23 protein-coding genes and 1 tRNA gene are annotated in these 20,107 nt (G+C 65.4%); 10 read left to right on the top strand and 14 right to left on the bottom strand.

Features of this window, described 5'->3' with window-relative positions; all coding sequences use genetic code 11:
• Genes MF270_RS20355 through MF270_RS20340 form a run of 4 tightly spaced genes read left to right on the top strand, consistent with a single transcriptional unit; the run spans position 1 to position 1,702 of the window.
• Positions 1-327 (top strand): DUF2190 family protein, encoded by a 327-nt coding sequence (locus MF270_RS20355; RefSeq protein ID WP_238367622.1) that lies wholly within the window; start codon positions 1-3, stop codon positions 325-327.
• 13 nt (positions 328-340) lie between these two features.
• The gene (locus MF270_RS20350) at positions 341-508 is read left to right on the top strand and encodes a hypothetical protein (RefSeq protein ID WP_238367621.1); all 168 of its coding nucleotides are present in this window, start codon (positions 341-343) and stop codon (positions 506-508) included.
• Positions 509-533: 25 nt separating this feature from the next.
• Positions 534-701 (top strand): hypothetical protein, encoded by a 168-nt coding sequence (locus tag MF270_RS20345; protein ID WP_238367620.1) that lies wholly within the window; start codon positions 534-536, stop codon positions 699-701.
• Entirely contained in the window at positions 698-1,702 is a 1,005-nt protein-coding gene (locus tag MF270_RS20340; protein ID WP_238367619.1) for a tyrosine-type recombinase/integrase, read from the top strand. Before MF270_RS20345 ends, MF270_RS20340 begins: the two co-directional genes overlap by 4 nt.
• 82 nt (positions 1,703-1,784) lie before the next feature.
• Here MF270_RS20340 and MF270_RS20335 read toward each other — a convergent pair.
• Positions 1,785-1,861 (bottom strand) — tRNA-Arg (locus tag MF270_RS20335).
• A 137-nt stretch (positions 1,862-1,998) separates the two neighbouring features.
• Between MF270_RS20335 and MF270_RS20330 the strand changes: the two genes are divergently transcribed.
• From MF270_RS20330 to MF270_RS20320, 3 genes are all read left to right on the top strand, one after another.
• Entirely contained in the window at positions 1,999-4,254 is a 2,256-nt protein-coding gene (locus tag MF270_RS20330; RefSeq protein ID WP_238367618.1) for a methyl-accepting chemotaxis protein, read from the top strand.
• A 71-nt stretch (positions 4,255-4,325) separates the two neighbouring features.
• Positions 4,326-5,348: a LacI family DNA-binding transcriptional regulator gene (locus MF270_RS20325; RefSeq protein WP_238367617.1), complete on the top strand. Its 1,023-nt coding sequence runs from the start codon at positions 4,326-4,328 to the stop codon at positions 5,346-5,348.
• Between the two features lie 3 nt (positions 5,349-5,351).
• Positions 5,352-6,554 (top strand): winged helix-turn-helix domain-containing protein, encoded by a 1,203-nt coding sequence (locus MF270_RS20320; RefSeq protein ID WP_238367616.1) that lies wholly within the window; start codon positions 5,352-5,354, stop codon positions 6,552-6,554.
• A gap of 111 nt (positions 6,555-6,665) precedes the next feature.
• Here MF270_RS20320 and MF270_RS20315 read toward each other — a convergent pair whose 3' ends face one another.
• The 10 genes from MF270_RS20315 to MF270_RS20270 all read right to left on the bottom strand — a co-directional run bounded on the left by MF270_RS20315 (position 6,666) and on the right by MF270_RS20270 (position 15,242).
• Entirely contained in the window at positions 6,666-7,439 is a 774-nt protein-coding gene (locus MF270_RS20315; RefSeq protein ID WP_238367615.1) for an oxepin-CoA hydrolase, alternative type, read from the bottom strand.
• 68 nt (positions 7,440-7,507) lie between these two features.
• Complete coding sequence (locus MF270_RS20310) at positions 7,508-8,497, bottom strand: ABC transporter substrate-binding protein (RefSeq protein ID WP_418887891.1); 990 nt, start codon at positions 8,495-8,497, stop codon at positions 7,508-7,510.
• 40 nt (positions 8,498-8,537) lie between these two features.
• Positions 8,538-9,308, bottom strand: coding sequence for an ABC transporter permease (locus tag MF270_RS20305; protein ID WP_238367614.1), 771 nt, complete (start codon positions 9,306-9,308; stop codon positions 8,538-8,540).
• Positions 9,305-10,174 (bottom strand): ABC transporter permease, encoded by an 870-nt coding sequence (locus MF270_RS20300; protein WP_238367613.1) that lies wholly within the window; start codon positions 10,172-10,174, stop codon positions 9,305-9,307. Before MF270_RS20300 ends, MF270_RS20305 begins: the two co-directional genes overlap by 4 nt.
• Before the next feature lie 243 nt (positions 10,175-10,417).
• Entirely contained in the window at positions 10,418-11,200 is a 783-nt protein-coding gene (locus MF270_RS20295) for an ABC transporter ATP-binding protein (protein ID WP_238367667.1), read from the bottom strand.
• On the bottom strand, positions 11,194-11,742 hold the full coding sequence (locus MF270_RS20290) for a hypothetical protein (protein ID WP_238367612.1): 549 nt from the start codon (positions 11,740-11,742) through the stop codon (positions 11,194-11,196). The genes MF270_RS20295 and MF270_RS20290 overlap by 7 nt, the downstream gene beginning before the upstream one ends.
• A gap of 31 nt (positions 11,743-11,773) precedes the next feature.
• Positions 11,774-13,234 (bottom strand): dihydropyrimidinase, encoded by a 1,461-nt coding sequence (hydA, locus tag MF270_RS20285; protein ID WP_238367611.1) that lies wholly within the window; start codon positions 13,232-13,234, stop codon positions 11,774-11,776.
• 63 nt (positions 13,235-13,297) lie between these two features.
• Positions 13,298-13,537, bottom strand: coding sequence for a hypothetical protein (locus MF270_RS20280; protein WP_238367610.1), 240 nt, complete (start codon positions 13,535-13,537; stop codon positions 13,298-13,300).
• A 108-nt stretch (positions 13,538-13,645) separates the two neighbouring features.
• Complete coding sequence (locus tag MF270_RS20275) at positions 13,646-13,972, bottom strand: hypothetical protein (RefSeq protein WP_238367609.1); 327 nt, start codon at positions 13,970-13,972, stop codon at positions 13,646-13,648.
• A 19-nt stretch (positions 13,973-13,991) separates the two neighbouring features.
• A complete protein-coding gene (locus tag MF270_RS20270; RefSeq protein WP_238367608.1) occupies positions 13,992-15,242 on the bottom strand; it encodes a Zn-dependent hydrolase in 1,251 nt (416 codons plus the stop codon).
• A 199-nt stretch (positions 15,243-15,441) separates the two neighbouring features.
• On the opposite strand from MF270_RS20270, the gene MF270_RS20265 reads away from it, so the two are divergent.
• Entirely contained in the window at positions 15,442-16,059 is a 618-nt protein-coding gene (locus MF270_RS20265; RefSeq protein WP_238367607.1) for a TetR family transcriptional regulator C-terminal domain-containing protein, read from the top strand.
• Positions 16,060-16,138: 79 nt separating this feature from the next.
• Here the strand turns inward: MF270_RS20265 and MF270_RS20260 are convergent, their stop codons facing one another.
• From MF270_RS20260 to MF270_RS20250, 3 genes are read right to left on the bottom strand one after another with little or no spacing between them, the layout of a single operon-like run.
• Positions 16,139-16,450, bottom strand: a complete 312-nt coding sequence (locus MF270_RS20260) for a hypothetical protein (protein WP_238367606.1) — start codon at positions 16,448-16,450, stop codon at positions 16,139-16,141.
• Positions 16,447-17,754, bottom strand: a complete 1,308-nt coding sequence (preA, locus tag MF270_RS20255) for an NAD-dependent dihydropyrimidine dehydrogenase subunit PreA (RefSeq protein WP_238367605.1) — start codon at positions 17,752-17,754, stop codon at positions 16,447-16,449. Before preA ends, MF270_RS20260 begins: the two co-directional genes overlap by 4 nt.
• 26 nt (positions 17,755-17,780) lie before the next feature.
• On the bottom strand, positions 17,781-19,112 hold the full coding sequence (locus tag MF270_RS20250; RefSeq protein WP_238367604.1) for an NAD(P)-dependent oxidoreductase: 1,332 nt from the start codon (positions 19,110-19,112) through the stop codon (positions 17,781-17,783).
• A gap of 268 nt (positions 19,113-19,380) precedes the next feature.
• Between MF270_RS20250 and MF270_RS20245 the strand changes: the two genes are divergently transcribed.
• On the top strand, positions 19,381-19,644 hold the full coding sequence (locus tag MF270_RS20245; protein WP_238367603.1) for a hypothetical protein: 264 nt from the start codon (positions 19,381-19,383) through the stop codon (positions 19,642-19,644).
• A gap of 132 nt (positions 19,645-19,776) precedes the next feature.
• Complete coding sequence (locus MF270_RS20240; protein WP_238367602.1) at positions 19,777-19,998, top strand: DUF1127 domain-containing protein; 222 nt, start codon at positions 19,777-19,779, stop codon at positions 19,996-19,998.
• The last annotated feature ends 109 nt before the right edge of the window (positions 19,999-20,107 follow it).

Raw genomic sequence — 20,107 nt, 5'->3', positions numbered from 1 at the left:
ATGAAGAACTTCGTCCAATCCGGTGACACGCTCACCTTCACCGCCGCTGCTACGATCACCTCGGGCCAAGGTGTCTTTCAGGGGGCCTTGTTCGGTGTCGCCCTGACGAATGCCGAATCCGGTGCCGACTTCGAGGCGCGCATCGTGGGTGTCTTCGACCTGCCCAAGGCGGCCGGTGCCCTTACGAAGGGCCAGAAAGTCTACTGGAGCACGTCCAACGCCAACGTCACCGGGACCGCCTCGGGCAACACGCTGATCGGCGCGACGACCGAAGCCGCCGCCGATGGCGACGCGACGGCCCGCGTCCGGCTTAACGGCACGGCCTGAGGAAGGACCCGCCATGTTCCGACTTGTCACCGCAGACGACCTCGCACGGGATCTGGGCTACCGCAACGCGACACCGGCCTTCTGGGCCTACGTCCGCCGCATCGGACTGGAAACCGCGCCGGGGAAACCGTTCGCCTTCGACATGGACACGGTGACCAACAAGCTTGGCCGGAGCATGTGACATGGCTCGCCCAACTGCCCCTTCCATGCCCACGCCCCGCCAGATCAAGGAAGCCTTTGAGGCCGCCAAGGATCTGTGTCCGGGCGCGCGCATCAAGGGCGTTGGGCCGGAGGGCGTCACCTTCGAGTATCCGTCAGACCGTGCCGCGATTGACGAATGGTCAAACAAGCCATTCTCGGGAGATAGCGCATGAAGAAGCTGCCGTATCTACGCTCGAAGAGGCGCCGGGGCAGGTGGTTTCACACCTATCGCCGGGGCACTGTAGAGCGGTCCCTTGGCGTCCACGGCCTGCACCCGACCGATCCCAAGGTGCTGGCAGCGTGGGCAGCCGAACACGCCCGCTGGCAGGACATGCCGCCGGGTACCGAAACACCAGACGCAGGAACCTTCGCCTGGGCATTGGATCTGTATACCTCCGGCAATGCGTCGTGGAAGGAATACGCACCAGGCACGAAGAAAAGCCGGGAGGCGATCTTCGCGCGTTACCGCAAGGCCCAGGGCGCGCGACCTATCAAGACCATTACGGGAGAAGCCATTGAGCGCGCCCTCTACGCAAAGGGAGGACACAGCGCCGTCAACGAATACAAAGCGCTCAAGCCCGTGTTCGAGCATCTGCGCCGCCTTGGCTTCATCGCGAAGAACCCCATGGCAGGAATCGAGCTGGATAGACCCAAGCTGAAGGGGTTTCCGGTTGCCGATGCAGAAGACATTGCCGCGTTTCAAAAGCGCTGGCCGGTCGGCACCATTGAGCGGCTTGTGTTCGACCTTGCGCTCTACACGGGCGCGGCGCGCACGGACCTTTCCAAGCTGAGCCGAAAGAACATCAAGGGCGACGTTCTCGTCTACGAGCGGCAGAAAAGCGGCGTGACGGCACGCGTTCCGCTGACGCCCGAACTGGTCGAAGTGATAGACCGGACACCGGACATTGCCCCGGCCTTTATCCTGACGACACGCGGCAAGCCCTTCGCCCCTGAAAGCCTTGGCAATGCGTTCCGCGATGCGGCGACCGAAGCCGGGATGAATGCGCGCCTTCACGGGCTGCGCAAAGCGTTCTGCATCTACTGGGCGGAGAAGGAAGCCTCGACGCATCAGATCGCCGCGATGGCTGGTCACATGAGCCTGTCGGAAGTCGAGAGATACACCCGCGCGGCTGACCGCGAGCGCATGGTCAAACTGTTGGTGAGGGCTTCCTGAAATGGGACACACCCACCCGAAAACGGGACACACTTCCGCAAACAACTGGAAAGAAGGGGAAATTTCCGTGAATGACACGACATGGCGACCCCGGCAGGATTCGAACCTGCAACCTGCCCCTTAGGAGGGGGCTGCTCTATCCAGTTGAGCCACGGGGCCACACCCTTCCTTTAACCGCATCGGCCGGAGGTGTCAGCCCGATTTTGCCGCGCCGGCCCGGCAATGCGCGGCGCTTAAGTGCGCATTAGCATTCGTCCTGTACCGCTGGACTCATCAGGACCAGCCGAGGGCCCGGTATGACACATGGCAAGACCCCCAAGCCCCCGCGGGCCACGGATCGACTGCGCGGCCTGCGCCTGGCGCACAAGCTGCCGGCGATGATCGCGGGGCTCGCGCTGTGCGTGGGGCTGGGCATCGGAGTGGTTTCGTTCACGGTCGCACGCGGGATGCTGCTGTCGGGGGTAGAACAGAACTTCGAAACCGCGCTGGACGGGCGCACAGGCGAATTGACCGCCTGGTTCGAAGGGGTCGAACGCCACGTGGCCGAACTCGCCTATTCGCCGACGACGCGCGAGGCGATGAACAACCTGCAAAGCTCCTGGATGTTCATGGGCGCCGAATCCATCGCGGCCCTGCGCACCGGCTACGTGACCGACAACCCCTACCCGCCGGGCGAACGGGAACAGCTGGACGCCGCCGAAACCGGAACGGCCTACGATCGGATGCATGCCCGGTTCCACGACTACTTCCGGCAGGTGCTTTACGGCCAGGACTACTATGACATCTTCCTGATCGGTCTCGACGGGACGGTCATGTACACCGTCTACAAGGAAAGCGATTTCACCGAGAATCTGGTCGAGGGGGAACTGACCTATTCCGGGCTTGGCTTTGTGTTCGACAAGGCGATGGCAGTGGACCCCGGCACCGTGGTCTACGAGGATTTCTCGGAATATGCACCCTCGGCCGACCTGCCGGCCGGCTTCTTTGCCACGCCGATTGCCGGACCGAACGGCGCGCCCATCGGCATCCTTGCCGTGCAGGTGCCGCCCGATGCGCTGCAACGGATCATGGGGAACGACGTCGGACTGGGCGAAAGCGGGCAGACCGTGCTGATCGGCCCGGACGGGCGTACTCGCAACGGATCGCGCTTTGACGGCGAGTTCCGGACCCTCGACCCGATCGAACTGACCGATGACGAGATCGATGCCATGACCGGGGTCGAAGTACCGGTCACCACCCGCCGGATGGAAAACGGCCGCGACTACATCGTCAGCCTGCAACCTTTCGAACGGCATGGCATCACCTGGGTGCTGCGCGCCCAGCGCGAGCTGCATGAGGCGATGGAGCCCGTCACGGCCCTTGGCCAGCGGATGCTCCTGATCGGGGCGGTGGCGCTGGTGCTGGTCGTCGCCCTTGCCGGATGGCTCAGCCGGACCATCGTCGCGGCCCTGCACAGGCTGAACGACAGCGTGACCGGGATTGCCGGTGGCGACTTGGCCACGCCCGTGCCGCTGCAACACCGCGCCGACGAATTTGGCGACATGGCCCGCGACATGGACCGGATGCGCGGAAAGCTGCAGACGGCCGATGCCGAGGCGCAGCAGCGCCAAGCCGAACGCGAGGCGCAGGCCGGCGTCGTTTCGGCGCTGGAGGGGGCCATCGCCCGGCTGCGCGACGGCGACCTGACGGTGCGCATCCACAGGGCCTTTCCGCCCGACTACGAAGTGCTGCGCATCGGGCTGAACGAGGCGCTGGAGCGGGTGCAGGACGCCTTCCACCAGCTGATCGAATGCGCGGCGGCGATCGACGGCCGCGCCGCCTCGATCGACGAGGCGGCCGAGAACCTGTCGCAGCGCGCCACTCGCCAGGCCGCCGAGCTCGAGGAAAGCGCCGCCGCGATCACCGAGCTCAGCGCCTCGGTCGACAGCACGGCAGGCCAGGCGGAAACCGCGCGGCGCGACATGGAACGCTCGCAGGAGGATGCCCGCGAAAGCCGCAAGGTCATGAAGGATGCCCAGACCGCGATGGAGCAGATCTCGGAAAGCGCGCGCCAGGTCGGGTCGATCGTCGAGGTGATCAATTCGCTGGCCTTCCAGACCAACCTGCTGGCGCTGAACGCCGGGGTCGAGGCGGCGCGCGCCGGCGCCGTGGGCCGCGGCTTCGCCGTGGTCGCGACCGAGGTGCGGTCGCTCGCCGAACGCAGCACGGAAGCCGCGCAGCAGATTCGCAAGCAGCTGGACGGATCCGCGCAGAACGTGGCGCGCGGGGCCGAGCTTTTCGAGAAGGTCGGTGTGATCTACGGCCGCATCACAGAGGATATCGAAAAGGTCGGCCAGACCGTTTCCGGCATCGCGGTCTCGGCCCGTGACCAGGCCACGACCCTGCAGACCATCAGCACCTCGGTCGACACGCTCGACCACATGACCCAGGCCAATGCCCAGCACACCAGCGAACTGGCCGAGGCCGGGTCGGCCCTGACCGAGGACGCGGCGAACCTGCGCCGCACCGCCGGCGTCTTCAAGACAGACGCCCGCCAGGGCACCGCCGCCTGAGCGGATCGCTTGCACCCACGGATGGTTTCAAGTTACCGTCATCCCACAAGGTTTCGAGGAATTCGACAGACGTGGCAAATGACGACAAGCGCCCCCTGACGCTCCGCGACGTATCCGAGGCATCGGGCGTTTCCGAAATGACCGTCAGCCGCGTGCTGCGCAATCGCGGCGACGTCAGCGCCGCCACCCGCGAACGGGTCCTGCAGGCCGCAAAGCGCCTCGGCTATGTCCCGAACAAGATCGCCGGGGCGCTGGCCTCGTCCCGCGTGAACCTCGTGGCCGTGATCATCCCCAGCCTGCGCAACATGGTCTTTCCCGAGGTCATGTCGGGCATCAGCGCCGTGCTGGAACAGACCGACCTGCAGCCCGTGGTCGGCGTCACCGACTACCTGCCCGACAAGGAAGAGCGGGTGCTGTACGAGATGCTGTCCTGGCGCCCCTCGGGCGTGATCATCGCCGGGCTCGAACATTCCGAGGCCTCGCGCGCCATGCTGCGGGCCGCCGGCATCCCGGTGGTCGAGATCATGGATGTGGATGGCACGCCGGTCGACGCCATGGTCGGCGTCTCGCACCGCCGCGCGGGCCGCGAGATGGCGCGCGCGATCCTCAAGGCCGGCTACCGGCAGATCGGGTTCATCGGCACCAAGATGCCGCTCGACTACCGCGCCCGCAAGCGGTTCGAAGGCTTCACCGAGGCGCTCGCCAAGGGCGGGGTCGAGATCGTGGACCAGGAGTTCTATTCCGGCGGCTCCGCGCTCGCCAAGGGGCGCGAACTGACCAAGGTCATGCTGGAACGTCACCCGGAACTCGATTTCATCTATTATTCCAACGACATGATCGGCGCCGGCGGGCTTCTCTACCTGCTCGACAAGGGCTATGACGTGCCCGGCCAGATCGGCCTTGCCGGCTTCAACGGGGTAGAGCTGCTGGACGGGTTGCCGCGCAAACTTGCCTCGATGGATGCCTGCCGCGTCGAAATCGGCGAAACCGCTGCGCGCATCATCGCGTCGCGCGTGGCCGGCGACACCGAGGATGTCCAGAACATCGTCGAACTGACGCCCACCATCGCCTATGGCGACACGCTCAAGCGCTGAGCCATGGCGCGGCCACTGATCGACACTGCCGCCGCGCGACGGCTTTTCCTTGACCGTCATGCCCTGTCGGAAACGCCCAGCGGCCCCGGTCGCGGCGACGATCTTTACCAATTGATCGAACGGCTGGGCTTCGTCCAGATCGACAGCATCAACCGGGTCGCCCGGGCGCATGACATGATCCTCTTCGCCCGCCGCCCGGCCTACCGGCCCAAGCATCTGGCCCCACTGCTGGAACGCGACCGCAAGCTCTTTGAGCACTGGACGCATGATGCCAGCCTGATCCCCACCGCCTTCTTCCCGCATTGGCAGTTGCGCTTTGCCCGCGACGCGGTGGACCTGCCCGAGAAATGGACCCGCTGGCAGGGCGACACTTTCCAGGGCGCCTGCGCCGGGTTGATCGAGCGCATCCGCGAGCACGGCCCGGTGTCCTCCGCCGAGGTGGGCGAGGACGAGCCGCGCAGCAAGGGCGGCTGGTGGGACTGGCACCCGTCGAAGGCCGCGCTGGAATTCCTGTGGCGCACCGGCGCGCTGTCGGTGACCCGGCGCGAGGGGTTCCGCAAGGTCTACGACCTGACCGACCGGGTCATCCCCGCGCCGCAGCGCAGCCTGGCGCCGCCCCCCGAAGAGACCATCGACTGGGCCTGCAACGCCGCGCTCGACCGCCTGGGCTTTGCCACCAGCGGGGAACTCGCCGCCTTCTGGGACAAGGTCACGCCCGCCGAGGCGAAGACCTGGGTCGCCACCAACCTCGCCAGCGGCCAGCTCATGGAGGTGGACATCCAACAGCAGGACGGAAAGCTGCGCCGCAGCATCGCCCGCCCCGACCTGCCAGAGCTCACGCCGCCCGAGCCCACCAGCCGGATGCGCATCCTCAGCCCCTTCGATCCGGCCCTGCGCGACCGCAAACGGGCCGAACGGCTCTTCGGCTTCCACTACCGGATCGAGATCTTCGTGCCCGAGCCGCAGCGCGTCTATGGCTACTACGTCTACCCGATGCTCGAAGGCGACCGCATCATCGGCCGCATCGACGTGAATGCCGAACGCGACGCCGACCGGCTGCATGTCACCGCCCTTTGGCCCGAACGCGGCATCCGCTGGGGCAAGGGGCGCCAGAACAAACTCGAGTCGGAACTCGACCGCATGACCCGCCTCGCCGGGGTCAGCAAGGTCACCTATGAGGACGGCTGGCTGCGCACCCCCCGCTAGTGTTTCGGGGTCGGCCGGCCAAAGAGTTCCTCCTCCCCGGGGGAGGAGGACAGGAGGAGGGGCCACGTGCGACCTGCCGCGCGCCAGCGCGACCGGTGGATCAGGGTACGGTCAGGGAAACGACGGCTTGCGCTTGTCGAGGAAGGCCTGGATCCCCTCGCCCGCCTCGTCCCCGCCCTGCGCCCGGGCCATGGCGGCCCGCTCGGCCTCCAGCTGGTCGTGTTCGTCGCCGTAAGCCGACCCGATCAGCGCCTTTATCGCCGCCCGGCTGTCGCGCGGCCCCTTGGCGAAGGCATCGGCCAGCGCCTGCGCCTCGGCCAGCGCAGCGCCTTCCGCCGCCACCACGCTCACCACGCCCAGTGCGGCCATGCGATCCACCCCGACCGGACGGCCCAGCAGGCACATCTCGGTTACCAGCTGGCGCGGCAGGGCCTGGGCGGCAAAGGCGGTCATGCCGCCATCGGGCACCAACCCGATCCGCACATAGGCCGCGACGAAAGAGGCGCCCGCCTCGGCCACGATCAGGTCGCAGGCCAGCGCGAGGGACAGCCCGGCCCCGGCTGCGCCACCCTGCACCGCGGCGATCACCGGCACCGGGCAGGCGCGGATCGCGCGGGCCACATCCTGCAGCTCGCCGATCTTGACGATGCGCTCCGCCTCGGTCAGTGCGCGCCGGGTGATCAAGGTGTTCATGTCGCCGCCGGCGCAGAAATACCCGCCCTCGCTGGCCAGGATCACCGACCGCAACCGCGGCTCGGCGGCCGCCCTGGCGCACGCTTCGGTGATCACCTCGTACAGCTCGACCGACAAGGCCCCGCGCCGCGCCGCGTTCATGTTCCAGACGATCAACCGATCGCCCGCATCCTCGATCCGCGCCAGTGTCATGGCGTCCCCTCCCACGAAAAACGGGCCGCCCAAGGGGACGGCCCGCCGTTTCTGCCCGATGCGCGCGTTCAGTTCAACGCGGCGTCGGTGATCTCCATCGTGTAGGCGCCCTCGGGCTCCATCGTGATGACCGGGTCCGAGCCGCCCGACAGCAGCGACGCGACCGTGCGCTCATAATCGGCCATGTCCAGCGCGCCGTTCGAGCCGGCGGTCAGCTTGGCGATCTCGCGCATCATGCGCTTCTGGTGCTCTTCGGTCTGGGCGCCGGTCTCGTCGTATTCCAGCACGATCTCGGCGGCCTCGTCGGGGTTCTCCTCGGCATATTTCCAGCCCTTCATCGAGGCGCGGACAAAGCGGACCAGCTTGTCCACCTCGGCCGGATCGGCCAGCTTCTCTTCCAGCACGTAAAGGCCGTCTTCCAGCGTCGCGACGCCCTGGTCTTCGTACTTGAAGGTCACCAGGTCATCCTCGGAGATGCCGGCGTCGATGACCTGCCAATACTCGTTGTAGGTCATGGTCGAGATGCAGGCCGCCTGCTTCTGCAGCAGCGGATCGACGTTGAAGCCCTGCTTGAGCACTTCGACACCGTCTGCGCCCCCCTCGGTCGGGATGCCCAGCTGGCTCATCCACGACAGGAAGGGGTATTCGTTGCCGAAGAACCAGACGCCCAGGGTGTTGCCGGGGAAATCCTCGGGCGAGGTGATGCCGCTTTCCTTGAGGCAGGTCAGCATCATGCCCGAGGACTTGAACGGCTGGGCGATGTTGACCAGCGGCAGGCCCTTTTCGCGCGCGGCCAGGGCCGAGGGCATCCAGTCGACCATGACGTCGGCGCCGCCGCCCGCGATCACCTGCGTGGGCGCGATGTCCGGGCCGCCCGGCTTGATCGTGACGTCCAGGTCCTCTTCCTCGTAGAAGCCCTTTTCCAGCGCCACGTAATAGCCGCCGAACTGGGCCTGCGTGACCCACTTGAGCTGCAGCGTCAGTTCATCCGCCGCCTGCGCGCCCGAGGCGATCAGCCCCGCGGCAAAGGCCATCCCGGCCAGGTTCTTGATGGTCATGTCTCAGTCTCCATGTTGCGTGATCGTTTATGGTTGTTGTTCAGCCTCGCCGCTGCGACGGGTGCCAGAAGGTCACCCGGCGCTCGATCAGCGCGACAAGACCGTAAAGAGCCGTCCCCGTGATGGCAGAAACGGCGATCTCGGCCCAGACCATGTCGATCCCGAGCCGCCCCACCTCAGTCGAGATGCGAAATCCCATGCCCTTGGTGGGAGAGCCGAAGTATTCCGCCACGATGGCGCCGATCAGCGCAAGGGTGGTGGCGATCTTCAGCCCGTTGAAGATGAACGGCATGGCGGCCGGCAGCCGCAACTTGCCCAGGGTTTGTGCGTGGCTGGCGCTGTAGGTGCGCATCAGGTCGCGCTGCATCCGGTCCGTCGCCTCGAGCCCGGCCAGCGTGTTCACCAGCATCGGGAAAAACACCATGACCACGACCACGGCCGCCTTGGACTGCCAGTCAAAGCCGAACCACATGACCATGATCGGCGCCACGCCGACGATGGGCAGGGCGGCGACGAAATTCGCCACCGGCAGCAGGCCCCGCCGCAGGAAGTCCACCCGGTCGATGGCCAGCGCCGCCAGCACCCCGGCGATGGCGCCGAGGATCAGGCCGGTCAGCGCGCCCTTGACCACGGTCTGCACCCAGTCGATCCACAGGATATGGGTCGAGCGCTGGATCGCGTCCCAGATCTCGGTCGGGGCGGGCAGGATCGCGGGCGGGATGTCAAAGCCGCGCACGGCCGCCTCCCACAGGATCAGGACGAGGATGCCGAAGCCCAGCGGCCAGGCGATGCGTGCCATGGTCCCGGTCATGCGCGCTGCCCTCCCATCATCCGGTTGGCGAGCTTTTCAATGCCTCCGACGATCCAGATCAGCCCGGCGGCCAGGATCGCGGCGGCAAAGAGCGCCGACCACATGATCATCGGGTTGCCGAATTGCGACCCGATCAGCATCCGCGCGCCAAGGCCGGCGATGGCGCCGGTCGGAAGCTCTCCGACGATGGCGCCGACAAGGCTGGCGGCCACGGCGATCTTGAGCGAGGCGAAGAAGTACGGCAGCGAGGCGGGCATCCGCAGCTTCCAGAACACTTGGCGCGGGCTGGCGCCATAGGTGCGCAGAAGATCCAGCTGCATCCGGTCCGGGCTGCGCAGCCCCGCGACCATGCTGACCAGCACGGGAAAAAACGACAGGTAGCCTGCGATGATCGCCTTTGGCACCATCAGGCTGCCCGCCCCCATGGCATTTGTCAGCACCACGATCATCGGCGCCAGCGCCACCACGGGGATGGTCTGGCTGATGATCGCCCAGGGCATCAGCGTCCGATCCGCCACTCGGCTCAGCACGATGGCCACGGCCAGCGCCACGCCCGCGACGATCCCCAGCGCGAAGCCCGCCATGGTCGCCTGGAAGGTGATGAAACCATGGTAGACGAGGCTGCGCTTGGACGTGACCTTCTTGTCTAAGATCCCGTCATACAGCTCCGCCGCCACCTGGTGCGGCGCGGGCAGCTTGGCCCGGTCCTGGTTCATCGTATCCCGCAGCACCTCGGAAAACCCCGGCTCCGTCCCCGCCCGTGCCGCCTGGTCCATGACCCAGGCGCGGTTCATCAGGAACGACCCTGCGTACCACAGCGCGAAAATGCAGGCGACGACGACAAGGACGGGAACGATGCGCTTCATGCCGTGGCCCCCCGGATTTCATCTTTCTCCAAATATGCAAATGGCAACGCGAGCCGAGATCGGGTCATGCATATTTTAAGAAAGATGAAAGGATTAAGTGCTTCCATGGCCCGGCGGTACAGGCTGGCAAGCCGATGACCGCGAAAGGTGAAAGGGGCGCCCGCAGCCCAACACGTAATGCGGGATGGTGCCGGGGGGCGGAGGGCGCCCGATGCTCCCCGGCCCATTATCCCGCGCGCCGCGTCAATCATAGCTGTGCCCTGCCTTGAGGCCCTCGCGGACGCGGTGGGCGATCTCGAGGAATTCCGGCGTGTCGCGGATCTCGAGCGGGCGCTCGCGCGGCAGGGGGCTGTCGATCACGTCGGTGATCCGGCCCGGGCGTGGCGACATGACCACGATCTTGGTCGACAGGTACACCGCCTCGGGGATCGAATGGGTGACGAAAGCGATGGTCTTTTCCGTCTTGGCCCAGAGCGCCAGCAGTTGTTCGTTCAGGTGATCGCGCACGATCTCGTCCAGCGCGCCGAAGGGTTCGTCCATCAGCAGGATGTCCGCGTCGAAGGCCAGCGCCCGCGCGATCGAGGCGCGTTGCTGCATCCCGCCCGACAGCTGCCAGGGGTATTTCTTTTCGAACCCCGCCAAGTCCACCAGCTCGAGCACCCGCTTCACGCGGGCGCTCTGGTCGGCCTTGTCGTAGCCCATGATCTCGAGCGGCAGGCGGATGTTGCCGCCGATGGTGCGCCACGGATAAAGCCCCGCCGCCTGGAAGACATAGCCATAGGCACGTGCCTTGCGCGCCGCCTCGGGCGTCACACCGTTGACCGTGATCGTCCCGGCGGTCGGGTGTTCGAGATCGGCCATGCAGCGCAAAAAGGTGGTCTTGCCGCAGCCCGAGGGGCCGATGAAGCTGACGAAATCGCCCTTGGCGATGTCGAGGCTCACGTCCTTGAGCGCATGCACCGGGCCGTCGCCCGTCTGAAAGGTCAGGGACAGGTCGGAGGCGGAGATGACGGGTTCGGTCACGATCGGTGCCTCATTATTGCCTCATCAAGACTGCGAAAGTCTGACTGCAATCCAAGGAGTGCATCTGAGTATTCATCCCTTGTAAGTCCCGCGTTGAGGCTGGCTTTCAAAGTGGTCAGTTTTCCTTCCAGAACAGACAGATCTAAATGCGCTCGCGGAAAACCTCGAACATGGTCGGCCCTGATTTCATGCAGTTTCCCTAGCGCATCACCCAGAAGAGCTTCGTGCTTCTTTTTATCGTCCAAACATATCTCTTGCTCTTCACGCGTTTGGGATAGAGCAGAGGCTACCCCTAACGCGATACTGGCTTCGACCAGAAGCGGCGCCACCTCCAACTTTTTTTGGGAGTTGTGCGCCGTTCGATCCCTGACGTACTTGAACTCTCCTAGAGCAAACCCAAAGGTCACCAAAACCAGTGAGGTGACCATGGTCACTTGCTTCTCATTCAACCAGAGCTGAAGCCAATCCACTGACGATACGGCTGCAATCGCGAGCATCAGCAGCGCGACCAAAAATAGAAGACGATAGATCCATGCTTCCAACACGTACCAAGCCCCTCAACTAATCGAAAAGCATTCAAATCCCCGCCGGAATGTTCATCGGGTCGCGCTTGACCGAACGGGGAGAGTTCAGCTCCTTCCACTTCGACAGCGCCACGGTGGCCGAGGCGAAGGGCTTGCGCGGCACGAATTTCCCGCGTCCCGGCTGGGGTTGCGAGTTCTGGCCCCAGGCCCAGATGACATCGCCGCGCGACAGGGTGTAGCGGGCCTGCGCCGTGACCTCCATCCCCTCGAACACGTTGTAATCAAGGATCGAATGGTGGTTCGAGGCCGAGATCGTCTTGGTGATCTTGGGGTCCCAGACCACGATATCGGCATCGGCGCCAACCGAGAGCGAGCCCTTCTGCGGGTACATGTTCAGGATCTTGGCGACGTTGGTCGAGGTGACGGCCACGAATTCCTCGGGTGTCAGGCGGCCGGTTTCGACGCCACGCGTCCAGAGGACGGCCAGGCGCTCTTCCAGCCCGTTGGTGCCGTTGGGGATCTTGGTGAAATCGTTCAGGCCCATCTTTTTCTGGTCCGAGTTGAACGCGGCGTGGTCGGTGGCGACCACCTGCAGCGACCCGGCCTGCAGGCCCGCCCAGAGGCCGTCCTGATGCTCCTTGCCGCGGAACGGGGGCGACATGACGCGGCGGGCCGAATGCAGCCAGTCTTCCGACAGGTATTCGTCGTCGTCCAGGGTCAGGAATTGCGCCAGCGGCTCGCCGTAGATGCGCATGCCCTTCTGGCGGGCGCGGCGGATGGCCTCGTGGGCCTGCTCGCAGGACACGTGGACGATGTAGAGGGGCGTGCCGGCGGCGTCGGCGATGGTGATCGCGCGGTTGGCGGCCTCGCCCTCGAACTCGGGCGGACGCGAGCGGGCGTGCCATTCGGGGCCGGTCTTGCCTTCGGCCAGGAATTTCTTCTGCATCAGGTCCACGAGGTCGCCGTTCTCGGCATGGACCATGGGCAGGGCGCCGAGCTCGCGGCACCGGCTGAACGACGCGAACATCTCGTCATCCTCGACCATCAGCGCGCCTTTGTAGGCCATGAAGTGCTTGAACGAGTTCACGCCCGCGTCCACCGCATCCTTCATCTCGGTAAAGATGGTCTCGTTCCAGCCGGTGATCGCCATGTGGTAGCCGATGTCGGAACAAATCTGCGGCGCCGATTTCCGGTGCCATTCCGCAATCGCGTTCTTGATGCTGCCGTCCTCCCCCGGCAGGCAGAAATCGACCACCATGGTGGTGCCGCCCGTGGCCGCGGCCCAGGTGCCGGTCTCGAAGGTCTCGGCGGCCGTGGTGCCCATGAAAGGCATTTCCAGGTGCGTATGCGGGTCGATGCCGCCGGGGATCACGTAGGCATCGCTGGCGTCGATCACCGTGTCGCCGGTCAGGTTCTCGCCGATGGCGGCGATCTGTTCGCCTTCGATCAGCACGTCGGCCTTCCACTGGCGGTCTGCGGTCACGACCGTGCCGCCCTTGATCACCTTGCTCATGTCGTCATCCCCCTTATCAAGGTCTGCATGTTGCTGCCGCAGGCGCGGCGTGTGAATGCACGCTCAGAGGCTGAGCGTGTCGCATTTCTGCCGCCCCGAGGCATCGACGATCGCCACCTTGGCGCCGCCGATATCCTCGTAGAGGCAGCCTTTTTCGTCGCGCGAAAAAGCGCTGTCGCCCGGTGCGCTGCCACTGGCCGCGCCCAATGAGGGGCCCGCGCCGATGCCCGTCAGGGCGGCCTCGTCGCAGGCGCCGAGGCCGGTGATGGCGATCACCGCCGCTGCAAATGTCGTTCTGCGCATATCACTCCCCTGAAATCGCTTGGCTGTCCCTGCAAGGTTACGTCCGGCAAGGGCCGGATGGGAACCGCTGGCGTGAGGGAAATCGGGGCGACTGGGCGCGCGCATGGCTCAAACCGCCCCGAAGCACTTGATCGCGGGGCCATGCACGCCGATGTCGAGCGGCCCGAAATCGCTGGCGACGCAAAGCGAGAAATACCCCGCAGTCGGCAGGTAGACCACCTGGTAGGACCCGTCCGAGCGGGTCACCGACCAGCAGGTCTGGGTGATGCCGCCGGAAAAGTTCACGGTGATCGGCCGGGGCTTGCGCACGCGGCGCTGCTGGAAGTGCTCCAGGTGCGCGGCATCCGGCGCGGCCGTGGTGTCCCAGGCCGCGATCTCGTCCTCGACAAGGCGGGTGATGTGCTGCGACATGACCTCGTCATCCACGATCTTCAAGCTGCGCCTTCCTTCCGGATCACTCCACGATTTCGGCGGTTTCCAGGACCGCGTGGAACAGCACGTCGGCGCCAGCGGCGGCCCAGTCCTTGCTGATCTCTTCCGCCTCGTTGTGCGACAGCCCATCGACGCAGGGGCACATCACCATGGCCGTCGGGGCCACCTGGTTGATCCAGCAGGCATCGTGGCCCGCGCCCGAGATGATGTCGCGGTGCGAATAGCCAAGTCGCTCGGCCGCGTTGCGGATGGCCGAGACGCATGTGGCGTCGAATTCCACCGGATCGAAGCCGCCGACCTTTTCGAATTCCACGCCCAGTTCCATGTCGTCGCAGATCTTCTGCGCCTCGACCTTGAGGCGTTTTTCCATGTCCTCGATGACCGACAGGTCCGGGCTGCGGAAATCGACGGTAAAGACGACCTTGCCCGGGATCACGTTGCGCGAATTGGGGTAGACGTCGATATGGCCCGCCGCGCCCACGGCGTGGGGCTTGTGGGACCAGGCGATTTCGTCGACCTTTTCGAGGATGCGCGCCATGCCAAGGCCGGCATTCCGGCGCATCGGCATGGGGGTCGATCCGGTGTGGGCATCCTTGCCGGTGATGGTGATTTGCGTCCAGCTCAGCCCCTGGCCGTGGGTGACGACACCAATATCCTTGCCCTCGGCCTCGAGGATGGGACCCTGTTCGATATGCAGTTCGAAGAAGGCATGCATCTTGCGCGCGCCGACCTCTTCGTCGCCCTTCCAGCCGATGCGCTCCAGCTCGGCGCCGAACTTTTTCCCCTCGGCATCGACGCGGTCATAGGCCCAGTCCTGCGTGTGGATGCCGGCGAAGACGCCCGAGGCGAGCATGGCCGGGGCGTAGCGGGTGCCTTCCTCGTTCGTCCAGTTGGTAACCACGATCGGGTGCTTGGTCTTGATGTCGAGATCGTTGAGCGAGCGGATGACTTCCAGCCCGCCGAGCACGCCCAGAACACCGTCGTATTTCCCGCCCGTGGGCTGGGTGTCGAGGTGGCTGCCCACGTAGACCGGCAGCGCGTCGGGGTCCGTGCCCTCGCGCCGCGCGAACATGTTGCCCATCTGGTCGAGGCCCATGGTGCAGCCCGCGGCCTCGCACCATTTCTGGAACAGCGCGCGGCCCTCGCCATCGGCATCGGTCAGGGTCTGGCGGTTGTTGCCGCCCGCCACGCCGGGGCCGATCTTGGCCATGTCCATCAGGCTGTCCCACAGCCGGTCGCCATTGATCCGAAGGTTTTCACCAGGAGCTGCCATGCGTTCTTCCCCGCGAGTCGCTCGGCCCCGGTGCCTGCCGCCGGCAGAATGTGCATCCCGGGCCATTATTTTACCAAATGGTCAAAGGCACGATTGCAACGCCCCCTGAATCTGTCAAGGATTGACTTGGCCGGGGCCGAGGCCGCAGGCTGGCGACACATATTTTGACGCTTTTTGCATCACCGACACGGAGGGGCCGATGGGGGACCCGCGCCCGATCAAGAAACCCAGCCGGATCCAGCTGCGCAACCGCCGCCGGATCCTAGATGCGGCGCTGGACACGTTCTCTCAGTTCGGGTTCCGGGGGACGACGCTGGACCAGATCGCCAAGGCGGCCGGTCTGTCGAAACCGAACCTCATCTACTATTTCGACGGCAAGGAGGCGATCCATGCCGCGCTGCTGTCGGAACTGCTCGAGACCTGGCTGGACCCGTTGAAAGAGCTCGACGCCGGCGGTGAGCCCATGGAGGAGATCCTGGCCTACGTGCGGCGCAAGTTGCGGCTGTCTCAGGATTTCCCGCGCGAAAGCCGGTTGTTCGCGACCGAGATCATCCAGGGGGCGCCGCATATCCAGAGGGTGCTCGAGACCGACCTGAAGACGCTCGTGGACAAGCAGGCGCGGATCATCCAGGGCTGGATGAACGACGGCCGGCTGGCCCCCGCGGACCCCTATCACCTGATCTTCTCGATCTGGTCGCTGACCCAGCATTACGCCGATTTCGACACCCAGGTGCGGGCGGTGCTGGCGACCGAGGATGCCTTTCCCGCGGCCGAAGCCTATCTCGAGACGCTGTTCACGCGGCTGCTGAAAGTCTGACCGGATTCACCGCCTGTTAACTGCGATAGGCCCAGCTTCGGGCCATGACGCAGCCTGACCTGCCCCTGTTCCGTCCCCCTTATTCCAGCGCGGCCTGGGCCCGCCAGATCTTTGACTGCGCCGCCGCCCGCAACGCGGCATCGTGCGCCGGTCGGTCCGATGGGTCGAAAAGGAGATCGGGCGGGAGAGGCTGATCGCCGAATGCCGCGGCCGGGGCTTTCACCTGCTCGAATGCGGCGACCAGTTCGTGATCATCTGCAACGCCGGCCAGCTGCGGATGCTGTGCTAGGGGCCCGCCCCGGAAAAATCTTCGTCCGAAGATTTTTCGGCCGCCGCGCGCGGTCCCAAGATTATTCGGACGAATAATCTTGGGGGTCAGGCGTCGGCTCACTCGGCGGCTTCGGCAGCCATCGGGTTGTTCGGGTGGGTCGTCCAGTTGGCGTAATCGGCCTCGACCACCTTGCCGGTGCGCGGGTCGGTCGTGCCGGGCATCATGGCGACCATGTCGATGCAGCCTTCGACCGGGCAGACGTTGACGCAGAGGTTACAGGCCACGCATTCGTCGTCCTTGACGGTAAAGGTGCGGTCCTCGCTCATGGCGATGGCCTGGTGGCTGGTGTCCTCGCAGGCCGCAAAGCAGCGCCCGCAAGAGATGCAGAGATCCTGGTTGATCTTGGCCTTGGCGATGTAGTTCAGGTTCAGGTGCTGCCAGTCGCTGACGTTCGGCACCGCGCGGGCCACCAGTTCCTCGGTCGAGGTAAAGCCCTTGCAGTCCATGTAGTCCGACAGGCCCGAGATCATCTCCTGCACCACCTTGAAGCCATAGGTCATGGCCGCCGTGCAGACCTGCACGTTGCCGGCGCCCAACGCCATGAACTCGGCCGCGTCGCGCCAGGTGGTCACGCCGCCGATGCCCGAAATCGGCAGGCCCGCCGTCTCGGCGCTGCGGGCGATCTCGGCCACCATGTTCAGCGCGATGGGTTTCACCGCCGGGCCGCAATAGCCGCCGTGGCTGCCCTTGCCGTCGATCGTCGGCTCGGGCGCGAAATCGTCGAGGTCGACCGAGGTGATCGAGTTGATCGTGTTGATCAGCGACACCGCATCCGCGCCGCCGCGCTTGGCGGCTTCGGCCGGCAGGCGCACATCTGTGATGTTCGGCGTCAGCTTGACGATCACCGGCATGCGCGTGGTCTGCTTGCACCAGCGGGTGATCATCTCGATCAACTCGGGGTTCTGGCCCACCGCAGCCCCCATGCCGCGTTCGGACATGCCATGCGGGCAGCCGCAGTTCAGCTCGATCCCGTCGGCGCCGGTCTCTTCGACCAGCGGCAGGATCGCCTTCCAGGCGTCCTCCACGCAGGGCACCATGATCGAGGCGATCAGCGCCCGGTCGGGATAGTCGCGCTTGACCGCCTTCATCTCGCGCAGGTTCACCTCGAGCGGGCGGTCGGTGATCAGCTCGATGTTGTTCAGCCCCAGCAGCCGCCGGTCCGCACCCCAGATCGCGCCGTAGCGCGGGCCGTTCACGTTGACGACGGGCGGGCCGGCCTCGCCCAGGGTCTTCCAGACGACACCGCCCCAACCGGCCTCGAAGGCCCGGCGGACGTTGTATTCCTTGTCCGTGGGCGGGGCCGAGGCCAGCCAGAACGGGTTGGGCGACTTGATGCCGATGAATTCGCTTGTCAGATCTGCCATGTGCGTAATCTCCCGTCGGGTGGGCCTCAGCCCGCCGCCCCTGTCAGAGTTGCGTGGATGTCTTCTGCCGCGTCGCGGCCTTCGGCCACGGCGGTCACCGTCAGGTCGTCCCCGCCCGAGGCGCAATCGCCCCCGGCCCAGATGCCCGAAACCGAGGTGCGCCCGGTGCCGTCCACCTTGATCTTGCGCCCGTCGAGCTCGGGCAGCCCCTCGCCCACCAGCGTCTGACCGATGGCCTTGAACACCTGGTCGGCCGCCAGCCGAAAGGTCTGACCCGTCGGGGTCAGGTCATCGTCGGTGTATTCGAACTCGATCTCGCGCACCGCGCCGTTGCCATGCACGGCTTTCGGCGTCGCGTTGGTGATGATCCGCACGCCCTTGGACGCGGCCAGCTCCTGCTCGAACAGGCTGGCGTTCATCCGGGCCTGGCCACGGCGATAGACCAGCGTGACGTTCAGCGCACCCAGCAGCTTGGCCTGCACGGCCGCGTCGATGGCCGTCATGCCGCCGCCGATCACCACCACATCGCGGCCGATCTCGAGGCGCGACAGGTCCGAGGCCTGGCGCAGATCGGCGATGAAATCCACGGCCGGCAGGATGCCGTCCTTGTCCTCTCCGTCCAGCCCCAGCGCGTTGACACCGCCCAGGCCCATGCCGAGGAACACTGCGTCGTAGTCGGACTTCAGCGCCTCCAGCGTCACCGTCTTGCCCAGCTTTTCGCCCGATTTGAAGGTGATCCCGCCGATCTGCATCAGCCAGTCGACCTCGCGCGCGGCGAAATCCTCGGTCGATTTGTAGGCCGCGATTCCGTATTCGTTCAGCCCGCCGGGCTTGGGGCGCGGGTCGAGGATGTCGACCGCATGCCCCTTCATCGCCAGCCGGTGTGCACAGGACAGGCCGGCAGGCCCGGCGCCGACCACGGCGATGCGCTTGCCGGTCTCTGCCGCACGCGCAAACGGATGGTCATTGCGCGCCATCAACCCGTCGGTGGCATAGCGCTGCAGGCGGCCGATCTCGACCGGCTTGCCCTCGGCCGTCTCGCGCACGCAGACCTCTTCGCACAGCGTCTCGGTCGGGCAGACCCGCGCGCACATGCCGCCCAGGATGTTCTGTGACAGGATCGTTTTCGCCGCCGCATCCGGCGTCCCGGTCGCGATCTGGCGGATGAAGAGCGGGATGTCGATGCTGGTCGGACAGGCCGTCATGCAGGGCGCGTCATGGCAGAAGTAGCAGCGATCCGCCGCCACCAGCGCCTCGTGCGCGTCAAGCGGCGGGTGCAGATCGCCGAAATTGTCGCTGAGTTGATCCGGTGGCAGCCGCCCCTGGGTGACACCTTCGACGTAGAGCTTTCCGGTCATGGCCTGTCTCCGCTAGTCCCGTTGCTTGAGAATCAGCGTTCCACGATCTGATTTTTTTATCAACTGGTAAAAATTTATTGCCGCATTTGGCGAGGTGCCTTGCCCAAAATCGCGGCAAAGCGCCCCGATCCTGTTTCCGCTTGGCGGAATTTGCGGCGTTCAGACTTCGTTAAGACTTTTTGTGGCACCCCTGTCACGAACCGACCCTAGACTAAAGTCGGAGGAGGTGCGCCCCGGCGCACGCACAGAGGAGGACTCCATTACCATGATGACCGATCCGTTCCAGGCCACCGCCTGCTTCATGCGCCTCTCCGGCTACCTGCTGGAAACCCAGGTGCGCACCGGCACTGCGCTGATGGGGGTGGCGATGCGCGCCGGCGCGGGCAGCGCAACGGTCTCGGCCGAACGGGCCAAAAGCTGCAGCCGCCCCGTGGCCATCACCCCCAAGGTCGCCCCGCCGCGCAGCGTCCGGCCCCGCAGCCTGGCCGAACTGCCGCACCCTTCGGCCACGCTGGTCGAGATGACAGGCTGAAAGCCTTGCAAAAACCGGGATGCTGCATTGCAGAATGATATCTGGTCCGGTCAGCCTTTGTGACCTAAGTTCGGTGTCAAGGGAGGCCGAAAACGGTCCTAGAGGACACAGGATACCGAAAGGCTAGATACCATGGCATATGCAGCAACCCACACCACCCAGGCCGTAGACCACTCCGCCGTCTACAACTTCTTCGCCGCGATCGGCAACGCGCTGGTCCGCATGGCCGAAGCGAATTCGAAGCTGAAGGAAATGCAGCGCCTGCACGCGATGAGCGACGATGAGCTCGCCAAGAAGGGCATGACCCGCGAAGACATCGCGCGGCACGTTTTTTCGGACTACTACTACATCTGATCCCGCGATCAGACCCGGTCCGAACAGGGCACCCCTTGCGGGGTGCCTTTTCTTTTGTCGATTGCCTTTCCATGATGCATCCGGACGCAACGAGAGCGTTTCATCCCGG

It is taken from the genome of Mesobacterium pallidum, from assembly GCF_019966535.1.
Classification (GTDB): Bacteria; Pseudomonadota; Alphaproteobacteria; order Rhodobacterales; family Rhodobacteraceae; genus Mesobacterium; species Mesobacterium pallidum.
This window is presented reverse-complemented; position numbering and strand designations above follow the sequence as displayed.